General features: G+C 58.8%; 14 protein-coding genes. 11 read left to right on the top strand and 3 right to left on the bottom strand.

All coding sequences use genetic code 11. The annotated features are described in order from the left end of the window. Positions 1-1,046 precede the first annotated feature (1,046 nt). From ACFRFQ_RS01545 to ACFRFQ_RS01520, 6 genes are all read left to right on the top strand, one after another. Complete coding sequence (locus ACFRFQ_RS01545; protein WP_378652261.1) at positions 1,047-1,217, top strand: hypothetical protein; 171 nt, start codon at positions 1,047-1,049, stop codon at positions 1,215-1,217. Positions 1,218-1,302: 85 nt separating this feature from the next. Next, positions 1,303-1,521 (top strand): hypothetical protein, encoded by a 219-nt coding sequence (locus tag ACFRFQ_RS01540; protein ID WP_378652259.1) that lies wholly within the window; start codon positions 1,303-1,305, stop codon positions 1,519-1,521. A 344-nt stretch (positions 1,522-1,865) separates the two neighbouring features. Then, on the top strand, positions 1,866-2,702 hold the full coding sequence (locus ACFRFQ_RS01535; RefSeq protein WP_378652257.1) for an alpha/beta fold hydrolase: 837 nt from the start codon (positions 1,866-1,868) through the stop codon (positions 2,700-2,702). A 34-nt stretch (positions 2,703-2,736) separates the two neighbouring features. Beyond that, positions 2,737-3,900 (top strand): acyl-CoA dehydrogenase, encoded by a 1,164-nt coding sequence (locus ACFRFQ_RS01530; RefSeq protein WP_378652255.1) that lies wholly within the window; start codon positions 2,737-2,739, stop codon positions 3,898-3,900. A gap of 16 nt (positions 3,901-3,916) precedes the next feature. Beyond that, on the top strand, positions 3,917-4,798 hold the full coding sequence (locus ACFRFQ_RS01525; protein ID WP_378652253.1) for a VOC family protein: 882 nt from the start codon (positions 3,917-3,919) through the stop codon (positions 4,796-4,798). Beyond that, complete coding sequence (locus ACFRFQ_RS01520) at positions 4,795-6,255, top strand: MFS transporter (RefSeq protein ID WP_378652250.1); 1,461 nt, start codon at positions 4,795-4,797, stop codon at positions 6,253-6,255. Before ACFRFQ_RS01525 ends, ACFRFQ_RS01520 begins: the two co-directional genes overlap by 4 nt. Positions 6,256-6,570: 315 nt before the next feature. Here ACFRFQ_RS01520 and ACFRFQ_RS01515 read toward each other — a convergent pair whose 3' ends face one another. Continuing rightward, positions 6,571-6,699 carry a hypothetical protein gene (locus tag ACFRFQ_RS01515; protein ID WP_378652248.1) on the bottom strand — a complete coding sequence of 43 codons (129 nt, stop codon included), beginning with the start codon at positions 6,697-6,699 and terminating at the stop codon, positions 6,571-6,573. Positions 6,700-7,492: 793 nt separating this feature from the next. Further along, on the bottom strand, positions 7,493-8,236 hold the full coding sequence (locus ACFRFQ_RS01510) for a FadR/GntR family transcriptional regulator (RefSeq protein ID WP_378652245.1): 744 nt from the start codon (positions 8,234-8,236) through the stop codon (positions 7,493-7,495). A gap of 1,177 nt (positions 8,237-9,413) precedes the next feature. On the opposite strand from ACFRFQ_RS01510, the gene ACFRFQ_RS01505 reads away from it, so the two are divergent. Continuing rightward, positions 9,414-10,193: a TetR/AcrR family transcriptional regulator gene (locus tag ACFRFQ_RS01505; RefSeq protein ID WP_378652243.1), complete on the top strand. Its 780-nt coding sequence runs from the start codon at positions 9,414-9,416 to the stop codon at positions 10,191-10,193. Between the two features lie 22 nt (positions 10,194-10,215). Here ACFRFQ_RS01505 and ACFRFQ_RS01500 read toward each other — a convergent pair whose 3' ends face one another. Next, positions 10,216-11,457 (bottom strand): MFS transporter, encoded by a 1,242-nt coding sequence (locus ACFRFQ_RS01500; RefSeq protein WP_378652241.1) that lies wholly within the window; start codon positions 11,455-11,457, stop codon positions 10,216-10,218. Between the two features lie 629 nt (positions 11,458-12,086). Here ACFRFQ_RS01500 and ACFRFQ_RS01495 point away from each other — a divergent pair. The 4 genes from ACFRFQ_RS01495 to ACFRFQ_RS01480 all read left to right on the top strand — a co-directional run bounded on the left by ACFRFQ_RS01495 (position 12,087) and on the right by ACFRFQ_RS01480 (position 15,515). Further along, a complete protein-coding gene (locus tag ACFRFQ_RS01495) occupies positions 12,087-13,058 on the top strand; it encodes an LLM class flavin-dependent oxidoreductase (protein WP_378652238.1) in 972 nt (323 codons plus the stop codon). Next, positions 13,052-13,849, top strand: a complete 798-nt coding sequence (locus ACFRFQ_RS01490; protein WP_378652236.1) for a hypothetical protein — start codon at positions 13,052-13,054, stop codon at positions 13,847-13,849. The genes ACFRFQ_RS01495 and ACFRFQ_RS01490 overlap by 7 nt, the downstream gene beginning before the upstream one ends. Positions 13,850-13,959: 110 nt before the next feature. Then, the gene (locus ACFRFQ_RS01485) at positions 13,960-14,547 is read left to right on the top strand and encodes an HD domain-containing protein (protein ID WP_378652233.1); all 588 of its coding nucleotides are present in this window, start codon (positions 13,960-13,962) and stop codon (positions 14,545-14,547) included. Between the two features lie 173 nt (positions 14,548-14,720). Next, positions 14,721-15,515 carry a class II aldolase/adducin family protein gene (locus ACFRFQ_RS01480; protein ID WP_378652230.1) on the top strand — a complete coding sequence of 265 codons (795 nt, stop codon included), beginning with the start codon at positions 14,721-14,723 and terminating at the stop codon, positions 15,513-15,515. Positions 15,516-15,561 lie beyond the last annotated feature (46 nt).

The following is a 15,561-nucleotide window of genomic DNA, read 5'->3' as shown; positions in this document are numbered from 1 at the left end:
CACATCCCGGCCGTGAAAACGGCTAGACACGTCGGCCACATCTGTGACGACGTAGCCAACACCGACCTCGGCACCACCAATGGGCCGACTTCAACGTCGCCCACGAACTCACCAAAGCTACCCAAACTCGGGGCTGGGTCTGGACCGTAGAACTCACACGACCTACTGCGTTCCTCCACTGAAGGCTGACACAAATCGACTGGTCAAAAACTTCCCCCGACTATGGGCGTGAAACGACAGGATCCGTCTCGCAGAACAAGCGGCACGTCGATGTGAAGCGCGAGAGCGGAATTCAGACGTCGCCGACGCCAGTACTCGTGCCGAAATCATGCAACACCTTCGAGAACAACTCTCGACAAGAAAGCCGCATAAATTCCGGCGATCCATTGGTTCGTTTGCGACGCGAGACGGCGTCGCACCCTTCATCCGGGTCATCGCTGCATCGCGCCTCGACACAGCGAGCTGAGGGAAGTACCTGCTGACATCACTACCACCGCCAACAATCAACTGCTCGATTCCACAATCATCTCGCACACACCTACCCAGCAACAGACCAACCGAAGGACCCTAGTGAGGCGATCCCACCCTCGACGCCGATCGCTATAGCCCCGACGGCGAGCTCTCCGACTACAGCATCGGGGCGCAGAAACTCTCCCCGAACAACCTGAGCGGCAATCAAATCCAGTGGATCAACTGACCGCCGCCAGTAAATAGCCCTATGCGACGCATGAGCGGTGTCACACTATCGTGACAGTCATGAAACCTGCGCCGCTCCCTCCGCGCCCTCTCCGAACGGTTATAACCTTCGTCGAATGTTTAAACCTGATAACCCATCTCCTGGGAATGGGTGGACAACCCGCCGGGGGGGGGTTGGGCCCCCCCCCCCCCCCCCCCCGGAATGGATCGAAGGAACCGTCTTCACTTCCTACTTCTGGCCAGGCATCATCCTCGGCATAATCGTCGGCGGAAGCCAGGCACTCACACTCGTTGCTCAGCACGGCAGGTACACACTGGCGTGGGGCCTACACGCCGCCGCCGGACTGATCATGACGATCTGGGTCTTCGTCGAAATCGCCATCATCCTCGTCTGGTCACCGCTGCACGGCATCTATTTGGCCACCGGCATCACTCAGACAACCCTCGCCGTGCTCGCTCTAGGCGCCTGGCCGCACCCCTTCCTCCAACGAACACCGAAGCATCCACCATCGCGGTTCTGACCGCAGGTGATGAGGGCGCCTGAAGGCCGGGACATCCGGACGGGAAAAGATTTAGGTGACACAGAATCAGCGATTCAGGCGTGCCATGAGTGAACTGGCTTCCTGGAAAGCGTCTCCGCTACCGGTGAGATGGCGATGTGTCCCGGAGAGTTTGCGGGTCAACCCGAAATCGGCTGCCCTCGGCGCAGGTGTCAGCGAAAGCCCCACAATCGGTGTCGAGGTGGCTGACGAACCCGCACAATTCGACCGAGAGGCACCGGGTGCGAGCGCGGAGCGCTTCACAGTCGCCCGCGCAACGGCCTAGAAGTAGTACCTAACGCCTATGCCTGTGTCGATTCCGGAGGCCTCCTCGACCGGCGCAATTTGTCACGGTAGCAGTCGCATTCATTCTAGTCAGTCGTTTTCACGACGTCCTATCCGATTCGTGCTGGCCAGTGAAAACAGATACGCCCAAGCAGATCAATCAATTGATTGATTTTCGGCCATTCGATTGATTAATTCGACCATTATCGCTACCGTGTTCAACATCCGCCGTGACCCACTTCACATAACGCCCTTCCCTTGAGGGTGTTCGAAATTCAGCTCAGGCTCAACTGTTTCGATTCTTCCGGATCGGAATGCATATGCTGCGAAAGAGATTGGACCAACATGCAAACCCTCGACTACGCCGTTACCACTCGTGGGCCGTCCGCTACCGACAAACTCCACTATCACGAGGCCGGAGACGGACATCCGCTCGTTCTGCTACACGGGTCAGGCCCGGGAGTATCCGGGTGGTCAAACTTCTCGAAGAACCTGCCAGCGTTCGCCCGACACTTTCGCACCATCGTCGTCGATATGCCCGGTTTCGGCGCGAGCCCCGATATGGAATACAACCGGCCGTATCCAGAGATCGCGGCGCAGACGCTGGTGACTTTTCTCGACGACCTGGGGATCGAAAGGACTCACCTACTGGGAAACTCGATGGGAGGATGGGTCGCGCTCGAAACTGCCGCGCTTGCTCCTAATCGCGTCGAGCGCATGGCCCTGATGGGACCCGGTGGCCTGTACGCACCGCTACTGGGACCAATGATGAGCGAGGGCGCGCGACGCCTCAACGACTTCCTCGTCGATCCCACCAGGGAGGCCCTCGAAGCATGGATTGACTCGATGGTTTACGACCCGGCCACAATCACCCCACAGCTTCTCGACGAACGCTGGACCAACGCCACCGCCCCCCGTGCAATCGAGCGCATGCGCGCGGTCATGGCATCGCTCGCACTGCCCGGCAAAGCTCCGCTATGGGCTCGCACCGACGAAATTCCACACAAGACACTGGTCACGTGGGGCCGCGACGACCGAATGCTCCCGCCGGACGGCGCCCTGTTCGCGCTGCGGCGGATGCCGAAGGCCGACCTGCACATCCTCGGCGAATGCGGGCATTGGGCTCAGGTCGAGCGCAAGCACGACTTCGAGTCCCTCGTAACCGAATTCCTCACTCGCTGATCCGATAGCTCTTTCCTGAAAGGAACTTTCACACATGCATTTCCGTCACGATTCCCTGGATGCCATCCTCTCCGAAGGGAAACGTTTGCAGGAAAGCGAAGCCGATTGCATCGAGGAGCGCAAACTCTCTGTAGACACCGCAAAGATCCTGCGTGACGCGGGCATCATGCGCCTCCTCCAGCCGAAGCGCTACGGCGGTTTCGAAACTGATCCGGGCGTCTTCAACGCCGCGATGTACGAAATCGCACGGCTCTCGAGTTCCGCGGGCTGGGTCACCGGAGTCGTCGGCGTCCATTCATGGCACCTCGGACTGTTTCCCGATCAGGCGCAGAAGGACGTGTGGGGCGAGGACCCCGACGTGTGGATCAGCTCATCGTACAGTCCAGCCGGCACAGCCCGAATCGTCCCTGGCGGTTACGAACTCACCGGACGTTGGGGCTTCTCGTCCGGCAGCGACCACTGTGACTGGGTCTTCGTGGGCGCAATGGTCACCGACAAGAACGGGCAGCGAACCGGACAGCAACTCCACCTACTGCTCCCCCGCGCCGACTACACAATCGACGACGTCTGGTTCACCTCCGGACTCTCAGGCACCGGTAGCAACGACATCGTCGTCGATAGCGCGTTCGTGCCCGAGCATCGGGTTCACGACGTCGAGGACCTGTACGCGGAACGCTATCCCGGAAACGAGGTGAATACCGCCCGACTTTATCGACTCCCGTGGTACACCCTGTTCGTCAATGCCGTCGTCGTGCCCTTAGTAGGCATGTCTCGCCGGGTGGTCGACGAAGCAGTAGGGATTCACAAGTCCCGGTTGGCAATTGACGCGACAAAGTTGCCGCACCCGGCGACGCTGGCGCGCCTGGCCGAGGCGGATTTCGAGGTCGACACCGCGTATCGGATCCTTCAGGCAGACCTGGCCGACGCCTACGCAGCCGTCGAGCGCGTCGAGAACCTTCCAATGGAGATTCGTCAGCGCACCAAACGCGACCATATCGCCGCAGTCGGGCTTGCGGTCTCGGCCGCCGACAAGGGATACCAAGTGGGCGGTCCACGCTCGATCTCGACATCGAGCCCGCTGCAGGCAGTGTGGCGGGACGTCCATGCCGGACAGCACCACGCCGTCAACTTGCCGGACAAGGTCAATCATGAGTACGGCCAATACCTGCTCACCGGCGCCCCTGGGGCCCTCTACTAATGCCAGGAGTATTGCAATGCCTGTTCTATCGCTTGGATATCTGCGCCTGAATGTAGAGTCGGTGAACCAGTGGAAGCCCTTCGCCGGCGACTTCATGGGAATGATGCCCGTCGAAGGTCCACTACCGAACTCCCTGCATTACCGCATTGACCATTACCCGCCACGGCTAGTGGTCACCGAATCCACGACGTCGGGGCTGGAAGCAGTCGGATTCGAGGTCCTCGACCGGTCGGATCTGCGTGAGCTCGTGGCCCGCGTAGAGGCCACCGGCACCGAGACCCATCCCGGCACCGCGGAAGAATGTGCGGTGCGGCAAGTCAGCGGGTTCGCGGCATTCGACGATCCGTCCGGCAACCGCGTAGAGCTGTTTTACGGACCGGTGCTCAGTCACCGGCCGCTAGAGCTCCCGCACGTGTCCGGCTTCGTTACGGGCGACCAAGGCATGGGGCACGTCATCTTGAACGTCGTCGACACCGAAAGCGCGTACGAATTCTACGTAGGAGTACTCGGATTCACCGAACGCAACTCGCTCAAACTGCCCGGTGGCATCAGCTACTTCCTCGGATGTAACGCACGCCAACACACGCTGGGGCTCAACCCGGCCGAGGGTCCCGCACTGATGCACTTCATGCTGGAGACCTCCGAACTCGACGACCTGGGAAAAGCTCTCGACCGTGCCCATGATCTCGAAATCCCGATGATGCAGTCGCTGGGCAAACACACCAACGACCAGATGCTCTCCTTCTACAGCTACTCGCCCGAGGGACACGCCACCGAAATCGGTTGGGGCGGAATCAGGATCGAGGGATCGACCCCGACTTACCGGATCACCGAGGGCGCGGTGTGGGGCCACCGCTACACCCCACCGCCGGCAGACGCCAAAGGACTCCCTCGATGACGGGCACACCTGATGCCGAGGTGCCGGTTGGTTCCTCTACATCGATCGCGGACGAAACGCATAAGTGGACTCCGAGACTGGTCGCCATCCTAATTGTGATTATCCTCGTTTCCGAGATCGTCCCCGTCTCCGCAGTCCTCGCCGGTACGGCACTGCCCGCCATTACGGCGGAGTTCGCAACGACCCAGGCCAGTTGGGCCATGACAATTGCGTTCCTCACTGCGAGCATCGCGATGCCGCTGGTGGGCAAGCTCGCCGACATGTATGGCAAGAAGCGCCTACTGATGATTGTGCTCGTCATCACCCTGATTGGATCTATGCTCTCTGCGACGGCCTCGACATTCTCCATGTTTCTGGTAGGCCGGGCATTGCAGGGTGCGATCTTCTCCGTCGTATTCCTGTGTTACTCGCTGATACGGGATATCTTCCCGGCGCAAATCGTTCCGTTCGCCGTCAGCGTGACCGTGACCGGAACCGGCATCATCGTCGTACTGCAGCCGTTCCTCGCAGGCTGGCTGATCGACAACCACGGCGTTTCAGGCGCATTCTGGTTCATCACGATCCTGGTAGCGGTCCTCGGAACCGCTGCACTGCTTGTGGTTCCGGAGTCGCCCGTGCGGTCGGCCGATTCTCGTCCCGATCTGCTGGGCGCACTCCTGCTGGGCAGCTCAGTCTCGGCAGTTCTTGTCGCGGTGAGCTCAGCCCCGCAGTGGGGCTGGATCAGTGGTGGGACCCTCTGCCTGCTGGCGATCGGGTGCGCGCTGTTCGCCTCCTGGGTAGTGCAGGCAGGTAGGACGCCTGAGCCTCTCATTGACTTGCGTCAACTGCGGCGTCCGGGCTTGCTGTTCACCGTGCTCTCGTCGGGACTCGTATACGGTGTCGGCACTACCACCAGTTCGATTCTCGCGATTATGGCAATGACGCCACGGACGGCAGGCGGCGACTACGGATTCGGGATGACGGCTGGCGAGTACGCGATCTTCGGCATCGTGAACGGGATCGGCATCGTGGTCGGCGGACTGATCGTCGGACTCAGCGTACGGCGGGTCGGCGCCAGGGTATATATGATCGTGGCGGCCGCTGCCATCACAATCGGCGCACTGACTATGGGCGTCGGACGTGGTGAAGAGCTGATAGTTCTGATCGCGACCGGCGTTGTACATCTCGGCGTAGGTCTTGCCGGCGCTGCCATTCCGAACCTCGTCATATCGGCCGTGCCGGCTGACAAACAAGTAGTTAGCGCAAGCCTCACCGAGGTCAGTCGCACGCTCGCTGCCGGCGTCGGCACGACATTGGTATTCGTCACGCTCAACGCGAATATTCAGACGTTGGTCGGCGGGGCTCCTGTGTATGCAGGAATCGGATTCCTGTGGGCCTTCGGGTTGATTGCCGCGTCCGCAGCTGCCGGTGGCGTAGTTGCGACATGTCTTCCCAAGAGAGTTGTTGAACAGAAATAAGATTGATGAACTGGTCGGCCATCCGATTCACAGGTGGACGACGCGTACCGAATTCGCGCTAGCTGTTTCAACCAATCGGTTCCAACCTCGATGACGTACCAGTCGGTGGATGCTTACCGCAGAACTCGGATAGATCGCCAACCCGAACCCGAAAAGTTGACCAGTGACAGCCAGTCGGCATCAGATAATACTGGCCGAATCGGCTCGGCTCTCTTCCGAACGAGGAATTTCAGCGACGATCCGTGCGATGCCGATGCGGTGGGGTTGAATTCCGGAAACGCTGTACCACTACGTCGACTCGAAGGATGCCTCGTCTCAGAGATCGTGACGAGCTTCCTGACAGACCGGGTACGGCAATACGATACCGTCCTGGCCGAGCCGGAAACCGCTCGTCGCAATCTCGAACTCACTCACGGTCAGGAACTCACTCAAAGTCGCAGACAAGCACCCGACGCTACTGGGATTTACCAGGACGAGTTCGACAATCTGCGTGAGCTTCGCGATTGCGCGCAAATCGCCTCCGCCGTGAAATCTTCGCACCGGGAATGGTTCGACGTGGCCGACGAGGGTCTACGATACGGCGAATTCACTTCCGGCGTAGATATTTTCGAGTTCCAAAAACGATACGCGAATGTGTATTCCAGTCAGTCAGATGGCACCGGAACACACTCACTTCCGATATCGAATCGATAACCACCACTCTCACATCGGTTTTCCTCGACGGATGCACTCCGGCTCGAAGCAACAAAACCGACGCGGCATCGGAGCAGCCGCCAGCGAATGAAGGGTACGAAGCGATACCCACCACAGAGTCATCCCCCCCCCCCGAACCGACCGTCGACAAAATGACCGAACTTCGTTCCGAATTCGACCACCTGCGATCCGAAATGCATGCCACATCAAACGCAGGGAGTCGTTTCAACCCGCACAAGTAGAACAGTAACGCTTCCTCACATTCGCCACTATGTCCCACAGCGGCAACGACTCTCATCGTATCTATCAACCACGCAGCTCTCCTCCTCACACAAGGTGTGAGCCGGCTGCTCCGAAGTGGCGAGGACAAAGAGGCTCTCGCCGTACTCGATCCGCGTCTCACGACAGCCCGAACCTGCGCTCAGCGTTGCCGCCTCTCTGCGAGACAACCGAACCGGAATCGTTCGCAGGCGCCTTACACGCATCTGCGGTTCACGCTTGTGACACGTGCTCTAACCCGTCGCCGAAAGAAATCAACCCGACGCTAGTCGAAGAACAATCTGTCGCGCGCGATCGCAGGGTTCAGCGGTGTCTCAATCCGATCCGGGTCGTACGGATACGTCTGAACCTCGCGCAAATGCTTGACCGTGAGCTCTCGTGCAGCGGCGGAGTCTCCGTCTTCTATGCACTGCAAAATTTGGCCGTGCACGTCGAGTGCCGCGTGGCGTTCAGTAAGAGGGATTGCTCGGGGGTTCGCCCGGCTGGTAGCCCATCCCGTCACATGGCTCGACCACAGAGCTTCCAGTGCACCGACCATCACGATAAGTGGTTGGCTCCCACACAAACTCACGACCGCCTCGTGAAACTCGCGCGATTTTGCGGTAGTAGCAGCCAGATCCTCGACACAAGCAATGGATTCTTCATGCAGCGTGCGTAAGACGGGGACTACCTCGCTAGTTCTATCGCTGCGTTCGGCACAGAGTGCGGCACAGAGCGGTTCGACCTCATTGAGCGCGTCGCCCACTTCACCGATTCTGGTCCCTGACATCGCAAGAACCATGGAAAGGCTGTAAGCGACGTTCCCCGGGGTGGGCTTATGGACGACGGCTCCACCCCGGTTGCCTCGTCTAACCTTTACCAGGCCTTCTGCTTCGAGGATTCTCATCGCCTCGCGCAACGACTGGACGTTCACCGGATACTGCTCACGTAACTCCGATTCCTTCGGAAGCAATTCACCTTCTTCCAACTCGCCGCTGAGGATCCGATCACGAATCTGATCTGCAATCATCTCAGCCAATCTCCGCCAACGAAGGCTGCCTCTGATCGGGGCACCAGTGGGCATGTCCGGATTCCGTCCTGGCACGAAATACTCCTTCACGCGTTGTCTGTCAGGTTGGTTTAGCGGCAGACCAGCACTCACTGCTGCAATTCTCCACCACCCCGGCCTATTTTCCTATTTTACTGAAGTTAAGTCTTTGGCGCTGATACGTTGATTGCACGAAACAGACCCGTTCGCTCTCGCAGCCTGAATGGGACCCTCTCTGACCATGGCCGGCGTCGCCTCGGATGCCGACCTCAGCCTTTACCTCAATAGCGCAGACATTACGTACAAGTAGGAAGCGAACGATCATGAGCACAACAGTCACAGATATGATCGACAGTGAAAATACCCCTACGCCAGTTGCAGAACGCGGGCGCGATCACAGAAGCCCCGAACAAACCGATCACTTGGCGCCGCAAGCACTCACACGGCAGACTGTCCAGGACTTCCAGTCATCGAGAATCAAGACCGTCGACTCCTACACTTGCCGCGAGATAATGCGTATCCGTGCAGGAATCGAACCAGATGCTGAACCCGACGAAGAGGCCGAGTACTTTTGGGCCGAACTGCTAAAGGACTGCGCGGAGGCCGACGCTTTCGAAGCTACGTGGGATCACTACCGCTCCGAACGAAGACCACTATGGCCGAACGATATACTCGAATGGGTCAGAACTGCCGAACAGCGCCGAGAACAGCGTGCAAACACAGCATGGAAACGCATCCTCACGGATCGGGCCCTCTCCGGTTGGCCTCCCGAGTCGCTGCAGGTGTGGAACCGCGCGTTCGGGTCGGAGATCAGACGTGGCGCGTCACTGACGGACGCAACGGAGATAGCTGACGCCGAAGCCACGATCATGTGCAGCGAGTAGCCGCAGGGACACGGGCAACGCTTTCCGAATTCTCCTCATATGCGCCGCTTCACCGGTAGAAATGAGCCTGCGTCCGAATCAGTAACGAGCAGTGCAACGTTCGTCATTTTGCCGTCTAAACCTGTGCCTCGCGGCGCAGGGTTCGATTACCGACGGCGCTCATCGCCTCTATCCTCCCGACCGAAGACTTTGCGAGCAAGACCAGTGAGACACGGGCGGCCCGCTGCTAGCCTCGGAGAGTAGTGCACAATAGAAACAAACAAGAGGAGTTAACCGTGGCTTCAGCAGCTCGGCGGGAGGTCATCTTGGCCGAATCTGCACGCCTGTTCTCTCATCGTGGCATTTCGGCAACCACCATCCGCGAGATCGGCGATGCCGTCGGGCTGAACTCTGGAACGTTATATCACTACTTTAACTCCAAAGACGCCATCGTCTCCGAGATCTTGATCAGCTTCCTCACCGATCTCGTCAAACGCTACGCAGCAGCAGTTCAACAGCAAGAATCTGCACGTGAACGCCTTTGTCGCATCGTACGCGCATCACTCGAGAGTGCCGACGCACACCCTTACGCGACGGAAATCTACCAAAACGAATTCGCGAACCTCGTCTCACTCCCTGACTACACGGAGATTGCAGCCGCAGTCAACGCTGCCCACGACGTCTGGTACCGCGTCACCGAAGACGGCGTCCGCAACGGTGAGTTCAATTCCGGGATAGACAGTTTCGAGTTTCAGCGGTTGATGCGCGAGTGCGTATTCATGTCGGTCCGCTGGCATCGAGAGACCCTGTCGAAGGACATCGATTCACTTACCGCGACACTAACTGCCATCTTTCTCAACGGATTCGCGCCGGCACCTGAGCGCGTCACGTCCAAACGGCCGTCGTCAAAACGCGCTGCGGTACCCGAACGTGCGCCGGTTCAGGGCATCGAATTACAGGAAAATGAGCCAGCGGACGCTGGCGACTCGTCGGACATCAGAGCCGAACTGGAATCTTTGCGCACCGAAATGAAGGCGATCAGAGAAGCGATCAGAGAGCGCCCGACCGCTCACTGACCGCCTCAGACACGAAGAACACTCAGACTGCAGAGAGTGACACTCCCTTGGTCTCGGGAGTGAAATAGGTTGCTACGACTACGCAGAGCGCCAATGCCACTACGTACCACGTGAACATATCCGGCGTGCCGCGGGCTGTCAGCCACGAGTTCAAGTACGGCGCAGTGCCACCGAAAAGCGCGGCTGCGATCGACACCGCGATACCGACGCCTGCGGCACGCGATTTGGTGGTAAACAACTCCGAGAACCACGCGACCTGAGTGCTGGCCGCGAACGATTGCAGGACCAGCGCAAGTGCCATCGCAGACACGAGAGTGACCGCTGATCCGTTGAGCATCCCCGACAGTGGGAAGGCAAGCAGGGCAACACCGATGCCCCATACGAAGTTGTTGAATCGGCGCCCAACGCGATCTGCGAGCTTGGCGGCCAGCGGAAGCGCCGCAATGAATACCAGATTCGCGACGACACCTGCCCACATCGCCAACCTGTCATCCACACCATGAAAGCTGATGGCGTAAGCAGGTGCATTCACCGACCATGTATACGAGAAGACCGATGTGCCACCGACAAGAGCTACTACCCGCAAGATCGAACCACGCTGGGACCAAATGTCGCGCAGCGCATCTCGTGCCGACGACCCAGATACCGAATCCTTGTTTGACGCAGCCTGCTCTTCGAAGGTGTCGGACTCTTCGAGACCGCGCCGCAGGTAGAGAGCAAAGAAGCCGAGCAGACCGCCAATGAAGAACGGGATACGCCAGCCCCAGTCGGACATAGCCGACGAGTCGATTCCAGTACGCAAAACAGCACCGAGCAGGGTCGCGAGGACCGTACCTGCGACGGTAGACATCACCACCGTGCTGCCCCACAGCGCACGGTTGTTCGGACGAGCAATCTCGGCGATATAAGTATAGGAGCCGCCCATCTCACCGCCATGCGCGAGACCCTGTAGGCAGCGCGCAACCAGCAACCACAGGGAAGCGAAAGCTCCGATCTGACCGTAGGTAGGCGCAACTGCGATGAGAAGACTCGCCGACGCGACGATGCACATAGTCAGTACCATCACAAACTTGCGCCCGCGCCGATCGGCGATCAAGCCGAAGAACAGGCCGCCGAGTGGCCGCATGACAAACCCGACCGCGAATACTGCCATGGTCGAGAGCAAGTTCGAGACTTGGTTTTCCGAGTGGAAGAACTGATTCGAGAAATAGACGGCAAAGATGGCGAACACCGCCCAGTCGAACCACTCGAGCGCGTTGCCCATGTTAACCGCGATGATCGTTCGGGCCTTCACCTTCGAGGAAGCGGTAGTACCGGATGGAGCTGACGTCGAACCGGCAGCGGACGCCGGAAATGAACGGGGGGAAGATATCACAAGCTTGTCCTTCGTTGGGCTGCAACAGCCTTCGAGCACTGTTATGGGAGCGGAGGGGAGGAACTTGCGGTGAAACCAGCCGTCGACCCTTATTAGGAGAAGGTAGACCGGAATAGCTATCGTGATACACGACACATCAAAATGTCAATCGGTCGATTGGGTTTTGCGGCTGCCCGCCCATACCCTCACACATCTACAGAAGATCGTGCCAGATGGCTCGAGATACACACGCGAGGTGCGCCTTTCACTCCCTGCGCGAGATCAAGTCGACTCCGAACTCTTTCAATCACTTGATTGATTCAATCGCCTGATCGGCGTACTGTTCCGCACGACGTATCACCGCGGCAGTTTTTCATTGCCGATACACAGCGCGCTGTCGTCGCCACCGCACAGAAGTTTGCCGGTTGGCCCGCCGACAACACAGCGCACCTGAATTCCATCGATCGACGACCGACGTGCAAGGAGACCGGTCCGAGTCGAATGCGAATCATCACCTCTCGAAAGGGGTTTGGAAACCAGTGAAGCTCGGAATGTTTCTGGATCTGCGCAATCCTTCCCGATGGCGTCGGCCATGGGCCGATCACTACAAACAAACCCTGGATCGCGTCGTCTGGGCTGAGGAACTAGGCGCAGATTCCGTATGGATGACTGAACACCACTTTTTCGACGACGGATACCTTCCCCAGCCATTGACCTTGGCCGCAGCCATCGCCGCAAAAACTGATCGCGTCAGGATCGGCACCGCCGTACTCCTTGCCCCCCACAGACATCCAGTGCACATCGCCGAGGAGGCGGCCATCGTAGATCTCGTCTCGAACGGGCGATTGGAACTTGGACTGGGCGCAGGCTGGGCACCCAAGGAATTTGAGACCTTCGGGTCCGATTTCGACAAGCGGTATGCGGTCACGGATTCGGTTTTCGAACAGGTGCGACGCCTGCTTTCCGATGGCGGTGCACCCCCAGGACCCGTGCAAAATCCGGTGCCCATGTGGCTCGGGTACCAGGGGCCTCGCGGTGCTGAGCGCGCCGGCAAGCTAGGAGCCGGTCTGCTGTCACTGAATGCAGAGCTAATTTCCCCCTACCGCGCCGGATTGATCGATGGCGGTCACTGCGAGGGGACCGCGCGATTGGGCGGCGTCATGGAGATCATTGTCGCCGACGATCCCGACAAAGTGACCCGTGAGCTCATCCCGTATCTGGCACATCAGGTCTCGACCTATCAACAGGGGCGCGGCTCCGCAGTGGGGCCCGAAGAACTGACGGACGAGTTCAGCGCGACATTGGCTCGGACTGGATCCGTGCCCGGGCTGAAGGTAATGACGCCTGACGCTGCCGCCACCGAAATTCTCACGCGCACCGACGGGCTACCCGTGGAGCACGTATATCTGTGGTCGAGCCTAGCCGGGATGCCTGACCACATCGTCGAGCGACACTTGGAACTGTTCTTCACGACGGTCAAACAGCTCGTCACGGGAGCGGTCCGATGCTAGGAGAAAAAGCCTTTTTCTCGTTCACCCACGTCATCGAACCTACTGCGCACGCGGAGTACAACGCGTGGCACCAACTCGACCACAGACCGGAGAACCTGGCACTCGACGGCGTCGTATATGGCGAGCGCTGGGTCCATAGTCCTGACCTCTCCCCACTATCGCATGTCTCCCCCGAACTGTCGGAAGAATTGCACTACGTCAACATGTACTGGTTTCGTAGTCCGGCGGACGAGAGTTTCGCTGAATGGCAAGAGTTGGCGGAGCGGACGTTTCAGCTCGGCAGACGGCCTGATGTATCACTCAGCACCCGACTGGCCATGGGCACATTCCTACCGGTGAAAGGCTATGTGAATCCCAGGATCCACGTGGGTGTCGACGCCCTGGCACTGCGGCCCAATCGCGGAGTTGAGATCACTGTTACCCGCCTACGAGATCCTCAAAGCTCAGACGCGGAGCGGCATTTCAGATGGCAAGATCGCATCGACATACCCGCACTACTCGAATGCGAAGGGGCAGCCGGTGCATGGATCTTCTCGAGCGAAAGCACCACGCTCGACACCGGTCGCGCCACTGACGACGGTGTGACCTTCAATGAAGACGGTCGATCGACGAGTGGTCAGATCCGCATTGTGCTTGTCTTCCTGGACCAGGACCCGATTCGATATCTGGCAGACAAACAGCGACTGTCGAATACCGCACCCGAAGTTCCAGCGACAGACGTCGAGGACGTGCTCTTCACCGGCATCCTACGAAGTATCGAGCCGTGGAACTGGACCTGGTTCGACAACTGAATCCCACTGAAAGGGACATTTTCACTCGTTTTGGCCCCTATTTATATAAAGATAGGTTAAATAGAGTGTGCGATGGCCGTGACACCGCAGGAACGGAAGGATCGAACACCATGACGACCGACTCGACCCATGGACCCCAAGTGAGCTTCACGCGAATGGACCAGTCGACACCCGAGGACATCGCACTGATCGTCGCGGAGTCGAAGATCCACCTCAACGATCCGTTGCCCGACACCATGATCGCCATGCTCGAAGCGTTGCGAGGCCCCACAGTGGGCTACCAGATCGATCGGTACAATCACTCATTGCAGACAGCATCTCGCGCCCTCCGCGAGGGTGCGGACACCGATCTGGTCATCGCCGCACTTCTTCATGATGTCGGAGACGCAATCGCACCAGCCAATCACTCCGAACTTGCTGCCGCCATTGTCCGCCCGTACCTGTCAGAGGAAGCCACGTGGGTGGTCAAGCATCACGGGGTCTTCCAGGGGTATCACTACTGGGACCGACTGGGACTCGATACAGATGCGCGCGAACGCTATCGGGATAGTCCATACTTCGACACCTGTGCGCATTTCTGTGCGGAGTGGGATCAAGTATCGTTCGATCCGGAATACGACACCCTGCCCATCGAAACCTTTGTGCCCATGTTGCGCGAGGTATTCACCCGCCCGGCATCCGGCTTCGGCACCGACTGACCCTAACGATCGAAAACTGTTCGGGGACAGGCGCTTTACATTCCTACCGGGATAGCTAGCGCTCGACTTATGTTGCCCGAAGGTAGACCCGACCCCAAAAAACGGCACTTACATCACTATCTTTTGCAAGTTAAGATTCATTGCAACTCCCATCCTCGATGCAAGGAAGCACCGTGACCTCAGTTGGCGAAACAGCGAAAACTCCAGAACGCGAATCGAATTCAACGCAGGAATGGAAACCTCGAGCAACGCCTCCCCTCGGCGTCACACTTACCAACGAGCAGAAACTGGCATGTGCATTTCGCTCACTCGCACGCGACGGATTCAGCGAGAACATGGCTGGACACATCACATGGGCCGATCGCGGCGACGAAACCCTGCTGATCAACCCCTGGGGTCTGTGGTGGGAAGAAGTGTCAGCATCCGACATCTGCCGTGTCGATGCCGAAGGCCATGTCATAGAGGGTAAATGGGACGTGACCCCTGCATATCACATCCACACCGAATTGCATCGTCGCCGCCCCGATGCCCGCATCGTCATCCATAACCATCCCTATTACGTCACTCTGCTTGCTGCCGTCGGCATGTTGCCGATGATCGCTCATCAGACGGGCAGCCTGTACGACGACGACCTGACCTTGGTGCACGAATACGGCGGAGAGATCACCGACGCCGAACTCGGCGCCGACCTTGCCGACAAGATCGGTGATCGCAACAACGTGATCCTGGCCAGCCACGGCATCATCACCACTGCAGAGACCATTGAACTCGCGGTATACCGCGCCGCCTCCATAGACCGATTCTGCCGACTCGCGTATGACATCGCGGTGCTCGGCAAGGATCCCCTTCCGATCGAAAAGCACATTCGCGTCGCGATGCAGAAAGCACTCACCGAGCGCGCTGCCGACGTGTATTGGGTAGGCGCGGTGCGCCGCCTGTTGCGGACAGAACCCGACGTATTGATCTGACTCAATCCCCACTCGCAGAACAAAACCAGCCGATACTCGTCAACCA

The sequence above is a fragment of the Rhodococcus sp. NPDC056743 genome, assembly GCF_042790355.1.
Lineage (GTDB): Bacteria > Actinomycetota > Actinomycetes > Mycobacteriales > Mycobacteriaceae > Rhodococcus_F.
The sequence above is the reverse complement of the archived record's forward strand: the minus strand, read 5'-3'. Positions and strand labels throughout refer to the sequence as shown.